General features: G+C 69.0%; 15 protein-coding genes. 11 read left to right on the top strand and 4 right to left on the bottom strand.

The genetic code is table 11. From position 1 onward, the window contains the following. The first annotated feature begins 780 nt into the window (after nt 1–780). From KM933_RS17870 to KM933_RS17835, 8 genes are all read left to right on the top strand, one after another. On the top strand, nt 781–1,449 hold the full coding sequence (locus KM933_RS17870; RefSeq protein WP_221353302.1) for a hypothetical protein: 669 nt from the start codon (nt 781–783) through the stop codon (nt 1,447–1,449). A 14-nt stretch (nt 1,450–1,463) separates the two neighbouring features. After that, entirely contained in the window at nt 1,464–2,531 is a 1,068-nt protein-coding gene (locus KM933_RS17865) for a hypothetical protein (protein WP_221353301.1), read from the top strand. A 382-nt stretch (nt 2,532–2,913) separates the two neighbouring features. Then, nucleotides 2,914–3,213: a hypothetical protein gene (locus KM933_RS17860; RefSeq protein ID WP_221353299.1), complete on the top strand. Its 300-nt coding sequence runs from the start codon at nt 2,914–2,916 to the stop codon at nt 3,211–3,213. Beyond that, a complete protein-coding gene (locus KM933_RS17855) occupies nt 3,210–4,568 on the top strand; it encodes a coiled-coil domain-containing protein (RefSeq protein WP_308013438.1) in 1,359 nt (452 codons plus the stop codon). The genes KM933_RS17860 and KM933_RS17855 overlap by 4 nt, the downstream gene beginning before the upstream one ends. Before the next feature lie 50 nt (nt 4,569–4,618). Next, nucleotides 4,619–5,002, top strand: a complete 384-nt coding sequence (locus KM933_RS17850; protein WP_221353297.1) for a hypothetical protein — start codon at nt 4,619–4,621, stop codon at nt 5,000–5,002. Nucleotides 5,003–5,024: 22 nt separating this feature from the next. Beyond that, the gene (locus KM933_RS17845) at nt 5,025–5,630 is read left to right on the top strand and encodes a hypothetical protein (RefSeq protein ID WP_221353295.1); all 606 of its coding nucleotides are present in this window, start codon (nt 5,025–5,027) and stop codon (nt 5,628–5,630) included. Further along, nucleotides 5,627–6,214 (top strand): hypothetical protein, encoded by a 588-nt coding sequence (locus KM933_RS17840; protein WP_221353293.1) that lies wholly within the window; start codon nt 5,627–5,629, stop codon nt 6,212–6,214. The genes KM933_RS17845 and KM933_RS17840 overlap by 4 nt, the downstream gene beginning before the upstream one ends. A 349-nt stretch (nt 6,215–6,563) precedes the next feature. Then, nucleotides 6,564–6,920, top strand: a complete 357-nt coding sequence (locus KM933_RS17835) for a hypothetical protein (protein ID WP_221353291.1) — start codon at nt 6,564–6,566, stop codon at nt 6,918–6,920. A 259-nt stretch (nt 6,921–7,179) separates the two neighbouring features. Here KM933_RS17835 and KM933_RS17825 read toward each other — a convergent pair whose 3' ends face one another. Next, nucleotides 7,180–7,485 carry a WXG100 family type VII secretion target gene (locus KM933_RS17825; protein WP_173894580.1) on the bottom strand — a complete coding sequence of 102 codons (306 nt, stop codon included), beginning with the start codon at nt 7,483–7,485 and terminating at the stop codon, nt 7,180–7,182. Nucleotides 7,486–7,735: 250 nt separating this feature from the next. Between KM933_RS17825 and KM933_RS17820 the strand changes: the two genes are divergently transcribed. After that, nucleotides 7,736–12,445, top strand: a complete 4,710-nt coding sequence (locus tag KM933_RS17820) for an FtsK/SpoIIIE domain-containing protein (protein ID WP_221353289.1) — start codon at nt 7,736–7,738, stop codon at nt 12,443–12,445. A gap of 109 nt (nt 12,446–12,554) precedes the next feature. Here KM933_RS17820 and KM933_RS17815 read toward each other — a convergent pair whose 3' ends face one another. After that, nucleotides 12,555–13,436 (bottom strand): menaquinone biosynthetic enzyme MqnA/MqnD family protein, encoded by an 882-nt coding sequence (locus tag KM933_RS17815; RefSeq protein WP_221353287.1) that lies wholly within the window; start codon nt 13,434–13,436, stop codon nt 12,555–12,557. Between the two features lie 355 nt (nt 13,437–13,791). Here KM933_RS17815 and KM933_RS17810 point away from each other — a divergent pair, with 355 nt between their 5' ends. Then, nucleotides 13,792–13,995, top strand: a complete 204-nt coding sequence (locus KM933_RS17810) for a cold-shock protein (RefSeq protein WP_033319512.1) — start codon at nt 13,792–13,794, stop codon at nt 13,993–13,995. Nucleotides 13,996–14,076: 81 nt separating this feature from the next. Here KM933_RS17810 and KM933_RS17805 read toward each other — a convergent pair whose 3' ends face one another. Continuing rightward, nucleotides 14,077–15,999, bottom strand: a complete 1,923-nt coding sequence (locus KM933_RS17805) for an AMP-dependent synthetase/ligase (protein ID WP_221353285.1) — start codon at nt 15,997–15,999, stop codon at nt 14,077–14,079. A 199-nt stretch (nt 16,000–16,198) separates the two neighbouring features. Continuing rightward, a complete protein-coding gene (locus KM933_RS17800; RefSeq protein WP_221353283.1) occupies nt 16,199–17,578 on the bottom strand; it encodes an acetyl-CoA C-acetyltransferase in 1,380 nt (459 codons plus the stop codon). 101 nt (nt 17,579–17,679) lie between these two features. On the opposite strand from KM933_RS17800, the gene KM933_RS17795 reads away from it, so the two are divergent. Beyond that, entirely contained in the window at nt 17,680–19,077 is a 1,398-nt protein-coding gene (locus KM933_RS17795; protein WP_221353281.1) for a 3-oxoacyl-ACP reductase, read from the top strand. The last annotated feature ends 74 nt before the right edge of the window (nt 19,078–19,151 follow it).

The raw sequence follows: 19,151 nt of genomic DNA, 5'->3' as shown, positions 1-19,151 counted from the left end.
TCCCGGGGCACGGCCAACGCTTCCAAGGAGCGTCAACGCGCTGGACCTCACTCTCCGCCTCTTCGCCCGGGTACCGGGCCTCTGCACCCCCACCCCTCAGGGCCGACGCCGCCTGGGAGCACCCCCGCCCCTCCGCTTCTTCCCGGTCCCACCGCCCCACCTCGGCCCGGACCATGTCCATGGCATCCCGGCGACCGCCCGATGACGCGCCCGGCCGTACGGATGTGCGCCCGCTGCCACCGCCTGACGAACCACCCGGTACTGGTCCACGAGGTGCACGCGGCGACGGGTCCCGGCTTCAACGTCTACGCGTGCGCCGAGTGCGCCGACCAGCACCCGCCCATGAGCGCTCCCCTGGAACTCACAGGCACACCCTCCGAGGGTTCCGGCCTCACGCTGCGGGTCCACACGGTCGACGCACAGGGCGCCGTGACCAGGGAACGGAGCAAGGTCGAAGTCCGGGCCGGCGGAGGGGCCGGTCCGTTGCCGCAGACGTCGGCGTACCCGCCGTGCAGGTGCCCGCGCTGCCGGACGCCTGAGTCCGGCACGGCCCGGCGGAACCGAAGCCCTTCGGGTCCCGGACGCACGCCGCCATCCGGGACCCGAAGGCCGTCCGGGACCACCGCACCCCCAGACACGATCGAGTCACTTACGTCACCGACTTGCCCCGATTCCTCCATGTCCGACCGGCCGCACAAGGGGGTTCGCGGTAGCGAAACCGCCCGCCCCGCAGATACCGTCGTGCCTCCTGAATACATCTAAATCTCACGGGGGTTCACTGTGAAGCGCCGCTCTTTGCCCGTTGCTGCCGCGCTCGCCACGACCGCAGCACTGCTACTGACGGCGTGCGGCGGCGAGGACGACAAGTCCAGTGACAACGACAAGATCGCAGGCGCGGAACAGGGCACGGAGAAGCCGAAGAAGTCGGCGGAGCCGGCGGGAGCGGCGAAGGACAAGCCGGACGGCGTGGACGTGTCCCTGCCCAAGGACATGGACCTGGTCTTCGACTGGGACAAGCCGGAGAAGAAGAACGAGGCGGCGGCGATGGACGACGCCGCGAACTACATCCGCGCTATCTACCGGGGCGTGAACAAGGGAACGACCAAAGACGCTGCCGTGACCGCGTACTCCACAGGTGATGGCCTCCACTACGCGGAGACGCAGATCAGCTCAAGGGTCGACGATGGATGGACGGCCACCGGCACCCGGCGCCACTACCAAGCCACGACCCGATCCGCCCCGGGCGGCAATTCGGTGGAGATTGCGTTCTGCGTGGACTCCAGCAAGTTCTACGGCAAAGAGGTCAAGACCGGGAAGGTCCACACGACCAAGCCCAGCATCGCGGACTTCGACCACTTCAAGATCATCATGGTCAAGTTCCCCACGAGCGACAAGTTGTGGCAGGCCTCCAAGGTGTTCGTCGAGGAGGAGGCGGTGAAGTGCCAGTGAACGTAGTGCGGCATATGCCCCTCAACATCCGAACGGTAGCCCTGACTCTGGCCCTCGGCGCCCTCATATTGGCGCCACCGGCCCATGCGGCAGAGCCGAAACGCAATGGCGAAGGCGCCAACAGCGAACAGCAAGGCGGCAGCGACGGCGCCGGCATCTACGCCGCCGCCCGCGTCCAGTACTCCGGATCGGTCACCAAGACCGGCAGCACCGGCAACATCTCCTCCGCCGACGTCAACTGGTCACCGCCACCCTGCTGGTACGCCCCCTACCTCGGTGCCAAGGACTTCAAGAAGGAGATGTCCAAGAACATCGAGACCGCCAAGAACCAACCCGGCATGACCGGCCACGCGGGTGCGGCGATCGGTGAGATGCAGCGCCACTACGAGGACGACTACGGCTGGACCGACACACCCGGCTACAAGGACTACAACGTCGACAAGGACGGCGAGGGGATGTTCTGGGCCGCCGTCGAGAACCCCGCCGAGCCGGACATCCTCAAGCGAAAAGCGTGCTCCGACCTGCCCTTCTGGGTCGACAACGGCGAAGCCCCGCCACCGCAGTACGAGCAGGCCATCACCCCGGAGATGCTCGCGGCCCTGGCCTACCAGCACATGGAACTGCCGGGCACGAAGGTGTCTCTCGCCCCCGAGGCCATCACCAAGGTGAACCTGCCGACCTGGGCGTGGCTCGACGAAGCCGTGTTCGACGAGGTCCAGGCGACGGCGGCCATCAACGTTCCCGGCTTCAACATCCAGGCGACCACGACGGCGAAGCCCAAGTCTCTGACGCTCAGCCCTGGCACGACGGACGCCACGACGATCCCCGCCGACGGCGGATGCCCCATCGTCGACGGCAGGATCGGCGAGCCCTACGCCAAGGGGAAAGCCAAGGAGACTCCGCCCTGCGGCATCGTCTACCACCGCTCGTCCAACGGCGGAACGATCCCCCTCAAGGCGGCTCTCACCTGGGAGATCAGCTGGACGGGCACGGGCCAGGCCGGCCCGATCGGCATGCCGGACGGCACGATCGAAGCAACCCAGGACATCACGGTCGAGGAAATCCAGTCGGTCAACCGCTGACCGCGAAACGCGCTGTACGGCACGCCCTCCCCTGAGTCGGCCGCCAACGAAACGACTCACGCATTCGTTGGCAAAAGAAAGGAATTCTTGGCATGGGCGGTTCGGCCAGTCCTCGCCGCCGGAAGAAGGCTGGCGTCGAAAACAGCGGCGTCAGAATAATACTCACAGGGTGTGCGTAGCGTAAATATCCCTCTTTGCTCCGGACTGCATCTTTTCTCAATGGGGAGCCCTTCGTGGAGCGTCGTGCTTCGCCCGTCACAGCCGTCGTTGGCACGGCAGTACTCTCACCCCCGCCGGTCCACGCCGGAGATGACATCAGATCCAACAGCGAGGGACAGCTCACCTCAGTCAAATCAACCCCCGGACACGAGGAGGGCCGGCAGTGGCAGACCCGGACCTGACAGTCGACTTCGAGTTCCTCTCCGACTCCGAGCGGAAGCTCGACCAGCTCAGCCGGACGTTCAAGGACATCGAAAACCGTCGCGATGACATGAGGCAACACTGGGGATCCAGTGCGATAGCTGAAGCCATGGGGGATTTCGTCGACAACTGGGACGACTACCGCACAAAGCTCATCGAAGGCATCGAATCGGTCGGAAAGCTCGTGGGCGGCACGAAGAAGGCATTCGAAGACCTCGACGACGATCTAAGCAAAGCCAACGAGAAGAAGCCGAAGAAGTGACTACAGCCACGTCCAAGCGTCGTCCGATTGACTGGCATCCACTCTGCGATTCCGATCCGGTACCTGGTGATCCCGAGGAGATCCGCGCCGAAGTCCGTCACATGGTGTCGGTCGCACAGAAGCTCCGGAACCAGGCCAAAAACCTACAGACTCTCAGTAACGAAGAACGACTCAAGGGAAAATACGCCAAACGCCTGCGCGAGGACTCCAGCACCCTTGAGAAACACATGCGTGAGGTTGCCAGTCGCTACGATCGCGTCCACGGCCATCTGACGACTTGGTCCAACGAATTGGAGGATTTTCAGTCCGACGCTGACCGTGTCCTGCGTCAAGCCAAGGAGAAACAGGACGAGATCGCGGCCGAGAAAGCCAAGGCGGTCGACTCCGCCGACAAGCAGACTCCACAACCGTCCAGAAGCGGAACGGACGACGATCCGCTGCAGACGTACCGGAACCGGCTACACACCATCACCGGAGACCGCGACAGCCGTGCCAACCATTTCGCGGGAAAGATCAGAGACGAGATCGATGATGTCATCGAGGACTCGTGGTGGGACGACGTCAAGGGTTGGTTCCATGACAATGCGGACTGGATCAAGACTGTCCTCGACGGGCTCGGATGGGTCGCAACCATCGCCGGCATCGTCGCCATCTGGATTCCAGGCCTGAACCTCCTCGTCCTCGCAATCGCCGTCCTGACCATCTTGACAAGATCCATACTGGTCGCCTCCGGTGACGCATCCTGGACCGACCTCGCCTTCGACATCGGTGGTCTGCTCCTCATGGGCATCGGCCGAGGGGGCATCAATGCGTTGAAAAGCGCGAACAGGACCACCAGCACGGCTGCCCAGGCCACCCGGACCGCGGCGCTGAAGTCGGGCCTCAGGTCCCACAAGGGAATGCTTAACGACCTGGGTAAAGCCATGGCAGGCGCCCAGGACGAAGTCTCCCGGAAGTTCTTCTCGGACTTGCGCACGTTCACGCTGAAGAAGATCTCTGGAGAAGCCGGTCGCGTTGCCAAGACGCCGACCTCGGTGAGCACCCTCTCCAAGTGGGCGCACCTGGGCGACGACGAAGCAGCCGGGTTGTTCGGACAACTTCGCGCGAACAAGGGGGTCTTCCCCGGCGCCGTGTCCGGCGGGACTTCCGTGAAGGGACACGTTGGCTATGTGGCGTCCATGGGCGCCGCGTACGTTGGCATGGGCGTTGACGTCATGGACAAGTCGCTTAGCAAGAGTGACTCCGTCGGCTGGCTGGACAAGGAAGGCCTGGTCCCCGGAGACAAGCCCTACAACGAGGGATACAACGACTGGAAGGAGAACGACTGGAAACCGGCCCCGGATACTCATTGGTGATCAGGCGGACACTGTCCGGAAAGATGACAATAGTAAAGAAAGTGGGATAAATGGCCGGGTCGCTCAGAGAGCAGTTGGGAACGGGCGCCAATCTCAGGGTGAGAGTCACCATTATCAGCGCACTGGTATCTATTTTTCCACTGATCGGGATCGCTGTACTGCTCCCCGACGACGGTCGTACAGCCTTGCACTGGATCTACTGGGTCTTGTTGACCGGTTGTCTGCTCCATCTTCTATGGATCCTGATCCAGAATCCGACGCCCAGCAGACGTCCACCGTTGTTGACGCGCGACCTGGCGATGAGCTGGGCTCTTCTGTTGCCAAGCCTTCTCAGCTCCTTCTGGCCCGGGATCATCGCAGCGCCATTGCTCACCGTGCTGGTCGGTGCGACCTGGGTCGCAGAAAAGATTCGGAACCGCGGTGCCACATCCTGAGACATCCTCCGAATCTGCTGTTGTGCCCAACGGATTCAATCTCGTCCCGCCACCAGGATGGGACGCCATTCCGCTCCAAAGCGGAACGAGGGACGCCATCCAGCGGATCGTAAGAAAATCTGCCGCACAGCTCCCAGCAGGATTCCCCAAAGATGATATTCCAAGGGCTCGGCTGCAGCTCACGAAAGAACTCAAACGAGCCGCGCGACAAGCCCGCAACGCTGATGGCCTGACCCTTTACCTTCCCACCGAGCGAATGCATGGAATGATCATCCCGGCCTCCTTCGTCGTCTCCGAACCTCTGACGGCGCCGACGGGAAGAAACACCGAGCCCGAAGTCGTACTCATGGACCTCGCCCGTGACGCCGAGGACGCCTCGCTACGGGAATTGGACGGTACGGCAGCTGTACGCACCCTGCAGAAAGTGCCTGCCGATCCCGACAACGGGGCGGAGGTGCCGTCCTGGCGAGTGCAGTACACCGTTCCGATCCCGGACAGCGCCCCCGCGCAGTGGCTGACCTTCTCCTTCAGCACGCTGGTCGCCTCTGACATGGACACTGAGTTCACCCAGACCCTTGTCGAGCTCTTCGATGCCGTGATGACAACCTTCCGCTGGAGCTATGCATGATGATTGTCGAGACCGACGCCGATCCGGCCCTGTGGTTCCACATGCCACTGCACGGTTCCAGGTCAGAGTTCGCGCAGTGGCTGGACCTGCAACTCGATGCCAGTGCCTTGCTTCATCAGCGCAAACTCACCTGGCGTGAAAAGCGGCAGATGAAGAAGTTCCTGGAGGGATCGGCCGCCATGCTGCGCGATCGGGTTGTAGCCGACCAGGCGTTCCTCTTCGGCCCGATGCCGCCACAAGCAGCGCCACTCGTCTTCTTCGTCAAACAGTTCGACTGCGACGAAGAGCACAGCCCGCTGCACCTCAGCATGTTGGCCGAACCCGACCCCTCGACCGCTGCGGCCAGCCAACGCGTGGAAACTGTCCCGTTCGCTTCTCCGCAATTCGGCGAAGGTCTTCGCAGTTTGCGTAGTTGGACCGCTGACGGCAATCAAATGCTCTCGGTCAGCTACGCCTGGAACGACCCGGACCACAACATCGACCTGCTCCTCAAGGGGCACTACGACGACCCTGCTCTCCTCGAATCCTCCTTCGACGCCATCGACGACTTCGCTCGAAGCGTCAGGCTCACGAACATGGCATAGCGCTGTCCCGTCAGGTATCGCGCTCCGTTGCACGGCTACGGACAATATCCCTGGCCCTCTCGGATCTGTCCGGGCCGTGCACGAACGGGCCGACTGAACTCGACCTGCCCATGCCTCCGTAAGCGAAGTCAGGGGACTCACAGCCTTGCCAGGTTCCTCATCCCGAACCACTCCCATGACACCAGTACCAGCGACATCCGGCTGAAACCGACGCCGAAGACGATGTTCCCTATGACCGAGCGCCCAGATTTCCTCCGCACCCCGGGCTTCCCGGCCTCTGACGTAAACGTCGTTTCCTTTGGCGCTTGGCAGCTGTCGATGCTGTGTCACGACATGAGAGTGTCCAGGCATGAGTTATGACTTGGCTGTGTGGGAAGGAGAGCGGCCGACGGATGACAGGACCGCCGGTCGAGTCTTCACAGACCTCTTCGACCGCTACCTGGAGGCAGAGGTGTGCGATCCCCCGAGCGAGCGCATCACGGCTTACGTTGCTGCGCTTGTGAAGCGGTGGGGTGACGTGACTGATGACGTGGAGGACGCTTCTCCTTGGTCGGCTGGACCGTTGATCGGTGGGGCCGGTGGCCCGATTGTCTACTTCCCTATGAGTTGGAGCAGGGCTGAGGAAGTCTCTGCCTGGGCAGCGGCACTCGCGGAGTCGATGGGACTGGTCTGCTTCGATCCTCAGCAGAATCGGATCAGGCACTGACCGTCTGGTCAGACGGCGGTATCCGATAAGAAGCGCCGCCACGCCGACGAAGGCGAGGAGATGTTCTGGCTTCCGTTCGTAGTCGCGGTGCAGGCGCCGGCGTGGTCCTCATAGCGGAGGAGCAGCGCAGTGATCTCCACATGTACCTGGTGCGTCACAGGCAGACGGACGAGCCCGGTAGGGCCGAATTCTGAGGAGCCGGGCGGAGCGAGGCACGCGTGTGCCCCGCTCCGCCGCACTCGCGTGCCAGAAGGAGCGCTCAGCCCTTGACACCCTTGGCGAGCTCGTTGTCCAGGTCCTCGTACGCCTTCGCCGCGCTCGTCAGGAACTTGGCCATGCCCGTCAGGCCCTCGATCGTGTCCTTCGCGCCCTTCTTGAACTCCGTGAAGGAGTCCTCGAATGCCTGTGAGCCCTTGCGGGTGGTGTAGCCGTCCTTGACGAGGCCCTGGATGTAGCGTTCGAGGGAGTCGAGCTTCTCGTCGATCTTGTCCTTGGCGTCGGTCAGCTTGGTAGCCGCCTTGTGCATCTCGTCATAAGTGATATCCGCGTCTTTGCCGCCGGCCATGTGGCGTCCTCCGTAGCAACTCGACTTGCCGCAGGGCCAACCCCCGTGGCTCCCGTTGCGGATGATGCGATCGTCCGCTGAGCATGCAGCTTACGCAGGGCGCTTGCACCCGCACACCCTGGTTCCGTCAAGACCCTTGGGGCGAGCGGCACACACACCGTTGCCTGTGGGAAGGGTCGAGCGGATATCGTCACGGGGCAGTATTCGGCAGCCCTGAGCAGTCATCAGGGGGTTTACGGGGAGGACGATCGTGCGCCTGACTCTGACCGTCGTCGATCCGCTCGGCGGCGCCGGTGCCGACGTGGTGCTCGACGCGGATCCCGAGTCCTCCGTGGGGGACATAACCAGGGAGCTGGCCGCACACGTCGGTCACGACGGCGGGGCACGGATCATCCCCATCGGGCAGCAGCCGGACGGCGGTGCCCGTACCGGCAGCGGCAGCGCGCCCGTCGCCTACGTCGACGGCCATCCCCTCGACCCCGGCGCCACCGTCGCCACCTCCCCCCTCCGCGAGGGCGCCGTCGTCAGCCTGTACGACCCCCTCGGCTGTCTGCCCGGCGAGCCGGCCGGGCTCGTCGAGCTGCGTGTCGCGAGCGGGCCCGCCGCCGGTTCCGTGCACCGACTCGGCATCGGGCGCTACGACATCGGCAGCGGCCCCGCCTCCGCGCTCCGCGTCGACGACCCCGAGCTCGCTCCGCGCGCGCTCACGTTGTCAGTTGCAACCGACGGAACCTGCCAGGTCGTCGTGCACGAGGGCGGCGACAGGAGTCAGGACGAGGAAGTCGTCACCCTCGACGGGGAACCCCTCGAAGGGAAGGAAGGAAAGGAAGGGAAGGAGTGGCCCCTCGGTGCGCAGGTCGCCGTCGGCAACACCCTTCTCGAACTCGACCGCTACTCCCCGCCCGACGCCGCGCTCAAGTGGTCCGAGGACGGGACCGGACTCGACTACAACCGGCCGCCCCGGCTGCGGCCCCCCGAGCGTCGGACCCGGTTCAGGCTGCCCGCCAAGCCGCGCGACTTCGAGGCCCGGCCGCTGCCCTGGCTGATGGCGATCACCCCGCTCGTCGGTGCCGTCGTCGCCGTGATGATCTTCGGGCGCTGGTACTACCTGATCATGGCGTTGCTGAGCCCGGTCATCCTGTTCGGCAACTACTTCATGGACAAGAAGCACGGGCGCAAGTCCCATGCGAAGCAGGTCAAGGAGTACAAGGAGCACAAGGAGCGGATCGAGAGGGACGCGCAGGACGCCCTCGTCGACGAGCGCCTCGACCGGCGGCAGGCCGTGCCCGACCCGGCCACCGTGCTGTCGATGGGCACCGGTCCCCGTACGCGGCTCTGGGAGCGGCGCCGCACCGACGCCGACCACCTGCTCATCAGGGTCGGCACGGGACGGCTGCCCTCCGAGGTCGTGCTCGACGACCCCGAGCAGGACGACCACAAGCGCGAGGTCACCTGGACGATCGAGGACGCCCCCGTCGCCGTACCGCTGCCCGAGCGCGGAGTCGTCGGCGTCGCGGGGCCCGGCGACTCGGCGCGGGCGATCGGGCGGTGGATCGTGGCGCAGGGCGCCGTGCTGCACAGCCCGCTGGACGTGCAGTTCTACGTCCTCACCGAGAACACCGCCCGGCCGGCCTGGGACTGGGTCCGGTGGCTGCCGCACTCCCGGCCGTCCGGCGGCCAGGACACCAATGTCCTGATCGGTACGGACGCCGAGACCGTCGCCGCCCGCATCGGCGAGCTGACCCAGCTCCTCGACGCCCGCCGGAAGGCGGCCGGGGAGAACGGCCGCGAGACCCGGTTCACCGACCCCGACATCGTGGTCGTCTGGGACGGTTCGCGACGGCTGCGTTCCCTGCCGGGCGTCGTACGGCTGCTGCGGGAGGGCCCCGCCGTCAGCATGTACGCGATCTGCCTCGACGCGGAGGAGCGGTTCCTGCCCGGCGAGTGCCAGGCCGTCGTCGTCGCCGAGCCGAAGCCCAGGCCCGCGTCGCAGGCGCGCCCCGCGTCGCAGGCACGCCCCGCCCCCGGGACGGCCGCGGCCACCGGCCGCGGCCACCAGGCCGGCGCCGGCGGCGGCTTCCCCACCTTCCCGTCCTTCCACGCCTGGCACACCGCCGAGGCCGACGGACAGCGGGCAGGCGAGGAGGAGAAGCCCCTCGAACTTCGGCTGCGCGTCGAGCAGACGGGCACCGCCCGGGTCGCGGACGTACGGCCGGACTTCGTGTCGCCGGCCTGGTGTGCGCGCCTCTCCCGCGCCCTGTCGCCCGTCCGGGACATCAGCGGCGAGACGGAGGACTCGGCGCTGCCCGCCTCCAGCCGGCTGCTCGACGTGCTCCAGCTGGAGCCGCCGACCGGTGACGCGATCTCCGCGCGCTGGCGCCTGGGCGGGCAGTCGACGACGGCCGTCGTCGGTGAGTCGTACGACGGGCCCTTCGGCATCGACATCCGGCGGGACGGGCCGCACGGTCTGATCGCCGGTACGACGGGTTCCGGCAAGTCGGAACTGCTGCAGACCATCGTGGCGGCGCTCGCCGTGGCCAACACGCCGGAGAACATGACGTTCGTGCTGGTCGACTACAAGGGCGGCGCCGCCTTCAAGGACTGCGTCAACCTGCCGCACACCGTCGGCATGGTCACCGACCTCGACGCCCACCTCGTCGAGCGGGCCCTGGAGTCCCTCGGCGCCGAACTGCACCGGCGCGAGCACATCCTGGCCGCCGCCGACGCCAAGGACATCGAGGACTACCAGGACCTCGTACGCCGCGAGCCGTCCCACAAGCCCCTGCCGCGTCTCCTCATCGTCATCGACGAGTTCGCCTCGATGGTGCGCGACCTGCCCGACTTCGTGACGGGACTCGTCAACATCGCCCAGCGGGGCCGTTCGCTCGGCATCCACCTGCTGCTAGCCACCCAGCGTCCGAGCGGTGTCGTGTCGCCCGAGATCCGGGCCAACACCAACCTCCGTATCGCGCTGCGCGTGACGGACGGCGGTGAGTCGAGCGACGTCATCGACTCGCCCGAGGCCGGGCACATCTCCAAGAACACGCCCGGCCGCGCGTACGTACGGCTCGGGCACGCCTCGCTCGTGCCGTTCCAGTCGGGACGGGTCGGCGGGCGGCGGCCCGGCGCCGCCGACCCGCGGCTGCTCGCGCCCTGGGCGGGGCCGCTGGACTGGGCGGACCTGGGCCGGACCGCGCTGGTCAAGCCCAGGGCCGAGGCGCGGGAGGAGGAAGAGATCACCGACCTCAAGGTGCTCGTCGACGCCGTCCGGGACGCCAACAGCGCGCTCGGCATCCCCGCCCAGCACAGCCCGTGGCTGCCTGCGCTCCCCGAGACGCTGCTGCTCGACGAGATCGGGATCGGGGCGGGGATCGCGGTGCCGGGCGCCGACGCCCCGGCGTCGGCGCCGGGCACGCTGCCGCCCGCCCCGTTCGGCGTCGAGGACGTCCCCGCCGACCAGGCGCGGCGGCCCGTCGTCGTCGACTTCTCCTCCTTCGGGCACCTCATCGTGGGCGGTGCGCCCCGCAGCGGCCGTTCGCAGATCCTGCGGACCCTGGCCGGCTCGCTCGCCCGTACGCACTCCTGCGCGGACGTGCACCTGTACGGCATCGACTGCGGCAACGGCGCCCTCAACGCCCTCACCCGGCTGCCGCACTGCGGGGCCGTCGTCGCCCGCAACCAGACGGAGCGGGCCGTACGACTGATCACCCGCCTCAAGAGCGAGCTGACCCGGCGCCAGGACCTGCTGTCCGACAAGGGGTTCGCGGACATCGGCGAGCAGCGGGCGTCCGTCACCGAGGAGGACACCGAAGAGGGCACCGACGAGGCGCGGCTGCCGCACCTCGTCGTCCTGCTCGACCGGTGGGAGGGCTGGCTGCCGACGCTCGGCGAGTACAACCACGGTGAACTGACCGACGAACTGCAGACGATGATGCGCGAGGGCGCGAGCGTCGGCATCCACCTCGTCGTCACCGGCGACCGGCAGGTGCTGCTCGGCCGGATGGCCTCGCTCACCGAGGAGAAGTACGGTCTGCGGCTCGCCGACCGCTCCGACTTCACGATGCTCGGCATCAACGCGCGCAAGGTCCCGGAGGAGATCCCGCCCGGCCGCGGCTTCAGGAACGAGTCGGGGACCGAGACGCAGTTCGCGCTGCTCTCCGACGACGTCACCGGTCAGGGGCAGGCCGCCGCGCTCGCCGCGATCGGTGAGAGCGCCGCCGCCCGTGACACCGGGGTGCCGCGCGCGCGGCGGCCGTTCAGGGTGGACTCGCTGCCCTCCCGGATCGGGTTCGCGGAAGCCTGGGAGATGCGGGACCCGGCAGTCGCGCGGTCCCGGCTGTGGGGTCTGGCGGGCATCGGCGGCGACGACATCATGGCCTTCGGCCCGGACCTCTCGCAGGGTGTGCCGACGTTCGTGGTGGCCGGACCGGCGAAGTCCGGCCGCAGCACGGCGCTGCTCAACCTCGCCCGCTCGTACCTGCTCCAGGGCGTACGCCTCGTCGTCGCGGCCCCGCGCCCGTCGCCGTTGCGCGAACTGGAGGGGACGGAGGGGGTGCTGAAGGTCTTCACCGACGACGACATCGAGAGCGACGACTTCAACGAGGCCGTCGAGTCGGCGAGCCCCGAGGAACCCGTCGTGGTCGTCGTGGACGACGGGGAGGTCCTGGAGGACGCGGACTGCGAGCGCGAGCTGAAGCGGCTCGTCCAGCGCGGCGCCGACCGCGGGCTCGCGCTGGTCCTCGGCGGTGACGAGGAGGAGGTCGGCAGCGGTTTCTCCGGCTGGCAGGTCGAGGCCAAGAAGGGCCGCCGCGGGCTCCTGCTCTCTCCGCAGGACTCCGGCGCCGGTGAACTGATCGGCATCCGCACGACCCGCAGCATGGTCGGCGGCCCGGTCACGCCGGGCAAGGGGATGCTGCACCTGGGGAACGGGGAGACGATCACGGTCACCGTGCCGTCGTAGCCGTTGTAGCCGAAGTCGACGAGGAGGGGGCCGTCGAGGGTCAGCAGCACGTTCGACGGCTCGACGTCGGTCGCGGTGGACCGGGCCCGGGCCGGCCGGGCCCCGGTGCTCAGGGTTCCAGCAGGTCCACCTTCACGTCCGCCGGGAAGCCGGTCGTGGGACCCACCCGCCGTGCGAACTCCGCGACCGCCTCCAGCTGCGGCCCGCCGAAGCGGAAGTCGAGCGTCGTGAAGTAGCGCTCCAGGACGCTCTCGTCGAATGCCTCCCAGCGGGCCGCCTGCTCGGCGACCTTGCCGACCTCCTCCAGGGACAGGTCGCGGGAGGCGAGGAACGCCTCGTGGACCTTGCGGGTGAGGACCGGCTCGCGCTCGGCGTAGTCGCGGCGGGCGGCCCAGACCGCGAAGACGAAGGGCAGGCCCGTCCACTCCTTCCAGAGGGCGCCGAGGTCGTGCACCTGGAGGCCGTAGCGCGGGCCGTCGAGCAGGTTGGCCCGCAGGGCGGCGTCGCCGATCAGCACCGCCGCGTCGGCCTCCTGCATCATCAGGCTGAGGTCGGGCGGGCAGGTGTAGTAGGACGGCTCGACGCCGTACCGCTCCGACAGGAGGAGCTGCGCGAGCCGCACCGACGTGCGCGAGGTCGAGCCGAGGGCGACCCGGGCGCCGTCCAGCCGGTCCAGCGGGACCTGGGAGACGATGACGCAGGACATCACCGGGCCGTCGCAGCCGACCGCGATGTCGGGGAAGGCGACCAGGTCGTCGGTGTGCCTGAGGAACTCGACCAGGGTCACCGGGCCGATGTCGAGGTCGCCCCGCACGAGCTGTTCGCTGAGCTTCTCCGGGGTGTCCTTCGTGAGCTCGAAGTCGAGCAGCGTGCCCGTTCTCGCGAGTCCCCAGTACAGGGGCAGGCAGTTCAGGAACTGGATGTGGCCGACGCGCGGCCTGGGGCGGCGGGCGTCGGGACGCCCCTCGGGAGACTCGGGAGAATTGTCCACATCGCGAGGCTAGCCCCCATGCGGTACGGTGCAGGACCCAGGGTCCCGGAGTGGTCCGTGAAGCTCCCGTTCCGTTCTGTCAACCCCCGTGACGTCAAGTGATACCGCTACGTCAGCCCTTCGAGGGACACCGTCAAACCTGCGGGTGACGTGATCTTGCCCTCTATTGCGTTCGGCTGCCCTCGTCGGTAGTCTCTTCCGCAAGTTGCAGTTTGGTTTCCCTTGCAGTACAGAGCCTGCGGAGCATGTGACCGCGGGCTCTCGTCTTTTTCAGAAGAATGCAGTTGTTTACAAGCTTTTGTTTACACCTTGCAGGTTCTGGAGCAGGGCAACCCTTTGGGCCCAAGGAGGGCTTATGGCTACCGGAACCGTGAAGTGGTTCAACGCCGAAAAGGGCTTTGGTTTCATCGCCCAGGAAGGCGGCGGCCCGGACGTCTTCGTCCACTACTCCGCGATCAACGCGAGCGGATTCCGCTCTCTCGAAGAGAACCAGGCGGTTACCTTCGACGTGACCCAGGGCCCGAAGGGCCCCCAGGCGGAGAACGTCACCCCCGTCTGATCCTTCGGCTGAGTCCGGGCTCCCCGAGCCCGATACTTTGATCCGGAACCTAGGAGCACGACCCAAGGAGCCCCGACACCGTCAGGTGGAGGGGCTCCTGCCTTTCCCGGCGTACATCTCCTCGATCTCCCGGGCGAACTCCCGGGTCACCACCGCCCTGCGGAGCTTCATCGTGGGGGTGAGGTGCCCGGCCGCCTCCGTGAGGGTGAGGGGCAGCACGGTGAAGCGGCGGATGGACTCGGCGCGCGAGACGAGGCGGTTGGCGTCGTCGACCGCCCGCTGGAGCACGGCGAGCAGGCCGGGGTCGGTGACCAGCGTGGCGACCGGCACCTGGTCCCTGCCGGTCATGCGGCACCAGTGGGACATGCCCTCGCCGTCCAGCGTGACCAGCGCGGTGGCGTACGGGCGGTCGTCCCCGACGACGACGCACTGGCTGACGAGGGGATGGGCGCGCAGCCAGTCCTCCAGCGGCGCGGGGGCGATGTTCTTGCCACTGGTGGTGATCAGGATGTCCCTCTTGCGGCCGGTGATCGTCAGATAGCCGTCGTCGTCCAGCTCGCCGATGTCCCCGGTGGCGAACCAGCCGTCCTGGCCGGCCGGGACCACCCCGCCCGCCTGCGGGTCCCAGTAGCCGCGGAAGACCTGGTCCCCGCTCAGCAGCACCTCGCCGTCCTGGGCGATCCGCACACGGGTGCCGGGCAGCGGCCAGCCGACCGTGCCGAGGCGGGGCCGGTGCGGGTAGGTGAGGGTCGCCGCGGCCGTCGACTCGGTGAGGCCGTAGCCCTCGTAGACCTGGATGCCGGCGCCCGCGTAGAAGGAGGCGAGGCGGCGGCCGAGCGGGGAGCCGCCGCAGATCACCTGGCGGACCCTGCCGCCGAGGGCCGCGCGGATGCGGCGGTAGACGAGGGGGTCGTAGACGGCGCGGGCCGCCCTGAGCTTCGCGCCCGGGCCCGGACCCGTGCCGTGCTGCTGGGCCTCCAGCGCCTCGCCGTAGCGGCGGGCCACCCGGGCGGCCCGGTCGAAGGAGGCGGCGCGGCCCATCTTCTCGGCGGTCGCACGGCCGGTGTTGTAGACCTTCTCCAGCACGTACGGGACGGCCAGCAGGAAGGTCGGGCCGAAGCCCGCGAGGTCGGCCAGCAACTCCTGCGTACGGATGCTCGGCGCGTGGCCCAGGCGCACCCGGGCACGCAGGCAGGCGACGGCGACCATCCGGCCGAAGACGTGTGAGAGGGGGAGGTAGAGGAGCGTGGACGCCGGCTCCTTGAAGGTGGACCTGAAGACGGGGTGGAGCAGTTCGACGGCGTTGTCGACCTCGGCGAAGAAGTTGCCGTGGGTCAGCGCGCAGCCCTTGGGGCGCCCCGTGGTGCCGGAGGTGTACATGATCGTCGCGAGCGAGTCGGGACCGAGCACGCCCCGGCGTACGGCGACCTCCTGGTCCGGTACGTCACGGCCCAGTTCGGCGAGGCGTTCCGTGTGGCCCTTCTCGAAGACCCACATGTGGCGGACGTCGGGCAGCCGGTCGCGTTCCGGGCCCAGCGCGGCGGCCTGCGACACGTGCTCGACGGCGATCGCGACCGCGCCCGAGTCCTGGAGGATCCAGCGGGTCTGGAAGACGGACGAGGTCGGGTAGACGGGGACGGTGACGAGGCCCGCGGCCCAGGCGGCGAAGTCCAGCAGCGTCCACTCGTACGACGTACGGGCCATGATCGCGAGCCGGTCGCCCGGCCTCAGGCCCTCCGCGACCAGCCCCTTGGCGACGGCGAGCACCTGGTCGGCGAACCCGGCCGCCGTGACGTCCCTCCAGCGGCCGTCCGGGTCCTTGCGGCTGAGCACCACGTCGTCGGGGACCTGGCCGGCGTTGTCGAAGGGGATGTCCGCGAGCGAGCCGTGGGTCACGGGGAGGATCAGCGGGGGGACCGAGACCTCCCGTACGACCCCGTCCAGCCGGCTGACCTCGGGTTCGGGCAGGCGGGGCGACGGGCGGGACGCGGGATCACGGGACACGGGCGGCTCCTTGCTTTCGTCCTCCTCCCCTTACGGCCCCGTGCGGGAGGGGGTTCACCCGGGAAAGCGGGGGGCTCGTGCGGGAAGGGTGAGAGGTCGGTGGGGGTGCGGGCTCAGGTGCAGGTGGGGTGGGGGTGCGGGCTCAGGTGGGGGTGCGGGTGCAGGGCGGGCGGCGTGCCTCGGTGGCGTTCCTCGTGCCTCACGGGCGTTCGAGGATCGCCGTCACGCCCTGGCCGCCCGCCGCGCAGACCGAGATCAGACCGCGGCCGGGTCCCTCCCGTTCGGCCAGCAGCTTCGCCAGGGTCGCCACGATCCTCGCGCCGGTCGCCGCGAAGGGATGGCCGGTCGCCAGCGAGGAGCCCGCCACGTTCAGCCGGGCGCGGTCCACCTGCCCGAGGCCCTGCTTCTCCCAGGCCGCCAGGGTGGCCAGGACCTGGGACGCGAACGCCTCGTGCACCTCCACGAAGTCGAAGTCGCCGAAGCCGAGACCGGCCCGCTCCAGCATGCGCGGCACCGCGTACGCCGGTGCCATGAGCAGGCCGTCCCCGCCGCCCGCCCCGCCGTCCGTTCCGCCTCCGGCCCCGCCGTCCGTTCCGCCTCCGGCTGCGTTGTCCGCCACGTCCCCCGCCACGAAGTCGACGGCCGCCGTCCCGTACGCCGTCAGATACGCGAGCGGAGCGTGCCCGCGCTCCGCCGCCCACTCCTCGCTCGCGAGCAGCACGACCGCGGCGCCGTCGGTCAGGGGCGTCGAGTTCCCTGCGGTCATGGTGGGATCGGGATCCTCGACACCGAACACCGGCTTCAGGGCGGCCAGTTCGTCGACCGTCGAGCCGGGGCGGAGGTTCTGGTCCCGCGCCAGGCCCCGGAAGGGCACGACCAGGTCCTCGAAGAAACCGCGTTCGTAGGCGGCGGCCAGCCGCCGGTGGCTCGTGGCCGCCAGTTCGTCCTGCGCCTCGCGGGTCACGCCCCACGCGCGGGCGGTGACCGCCGCGTGCTCGCCCATCGACAGCCCGGTGCGCGGTTCGGCGTTGCGCGGGATCTCCGGGACGAGGTGGCCGGGGCGGACCCGGGCCAGCGCCTTCAGCCGGGCGCCCGCCGATCTGGCGCGCCGGGCCTCCAGCAGGATGCGCCGCAGTGCGTCGTTGACGCCGAGCGGGGCGTCGCTGGCCGTGTCCGCGCCGCCCGCGACGGCCGCATCGGTCTGGCCGAGGGTGATCTTGTTGGCCGCCGCGATCACGGCCTGCAGACCGGTGCCGCACGCCTGCTGGATGTCGTACGCGGGTGTGCGGGCGTCGAGCCGGGAGCCGAGCACCGTCTCGCGCGCGAGGTTGAAGTCGCGGCTGTGCTTGAGGACGGCGCCCGCGACCAGTTCCCCCACCGCGCCCGGCCCTTCGAGCCCGAAGCGGTCCACGAGGCCGTCGACCGCCGCGGTCAGCATCTCCTGGTTCGAGGCGGTGGCGTACGGGCCGTCGGAGCGGGCGAAGGGGATGCGCGCGCCGCCGACCACCGCGACGGGGCGGGGCTCCGGCGCGCGGAGGGATCGGGGCACGGGGGGCACACGGGGTTCGACGGGACTCATCTCGACCTGCTCCTCACCGTGACGTAGCCTTACCTCCGGTAACCTTACTTCAGAGTAAGCCGGTCGCGAGTCCGGCGACCGACCGAACCGGGAGCTGGACCGTGGCCGACCGCTATCTGAGCCTGACCGGCACCGCGCCCGGCCGCTTCCTGACCCGCCGGCTCGGTCTGCCCCAGCCGGCGCGGCTGCGCCGGTGGAGCCCCGAAGCACCCACCCTGCGCGGGCAGTTGCTGCATCTCACCGCGGGCAGGTCCGCCCTGGACCTGGCCCCCGTCCTGGCCCGGTCGGGACTGGACCTGGGCCTGGACCCCGGGCTGGGACTCGACCGGGACCTGGGTCTGGACCGGAACCTGGGCCTGGGCACGGACCACCCCGTCGCCGTCGTCCTCGACGCCACCGGGGTGCGGGACGTCGAGACGCTCGCCGAGGTGCACGCGGCGCTCCACCCCGTCGTGCGGACGGTCGCCGAGGGCGGGCGGATCGTGGTGCTCGGCACGGTCCCGGACCCCGCCGACCACCACCGGGCCGCCGTGCAGCAGGGCCTCGAAGGGTTCGTGCGGTCGCTCGGCAAGGAGATCGGGCGGGGCAGGACCGTGAACCTCGTACGGCTCACGGACGCGCGCCCGGCCGAGTCGACGCTGCGCTTCCTGCTCTCGCCCGGGTCGGCGTACGTCAGCGGACAGGTGATCGAGGTCGGCGGCGGTGCCGGTACCGGTGCCGGTGCCGGTGAAGGCGCCCGTGCGACGACCGCGCCCGACGACTGGGCGAAGCCGCTCGCCGGGCGGACCGCCCTGGTCACCGGGGCGGCGCGCGGGATCGGCGAGGCCGTCGCCGCGGCCCTGGCGCGGGACGGGGCACGGGTGGTGTGCCTGGACGTGCCCGCCGCCGGGGCCGCCCTGACCGCCGTCGCCGGCCGGCTCGGCGGGGTCGCCCTGCCGCTGGACATCACGGCGGACGACGCGGGGGCACGGATCGCCGAGGCGCTGCCCGGCGGGCTGGACGTCCTCGTCCACAACGCGGGGATCACCCGGGACCGGCGGCTGGTCAACATGCCCGCCGAACGCTGGAGTCCGGTGCTGGAGGTCAACCTGGCGAGCGTGCTGCGCACGACCGACGCGCTGCTGTCCGGGGGCACGCTCCGGGTGGGCGGGCGCATCGTGGCGACCGCGTCCATCGCCGGAATCGCGGGGAACGCCGGCCAGACGAACTACGCCGCGTCGAAGGCGGGGATCGTGGGGCTCGTACGGTCCCTGGGGCCCCGCGCGCTGGCGGAGTACGGGGTGACGGTGAACGCCGTCGCGCCCGGCTTCATCGAGACGCGGATGACGGCCGCGGTGCCGCTGCTCATCCGCGAGGCGGGGCGGCGGATGAACTCGCTCGCGCAGGGCGGGCTGCCGGTGGACGTCGCCGAGACGACGGCGTGGCTCGCGAGTCCGGGGTCCGGCGCGGTCAACGGGCAGGTCGTACGGGTCTGCGGGCAGAGCCTGCTGGGCGCGTGAGCGCTCCGCCCGGGGCGCCGGTAATCGGCCTGCGGCCGCGGGGAGGATGCGGATTCGTGAGGGCTGGTCGCGCA

Origin of the sequence: Streptomyces beigongshangae (assembly GCF_019710745.1) — a bacterium.
Classification (GTDB): domain Bacteria; phylum Actinomycetota; class Actinomycetes; order Streptomycetales; family Streptomycetaceae; genus Streptomyces; species Streptomyces beigongshangae.
This window is presented reverse-complemented; position numbering and strand designations above follow the sequence as displayed.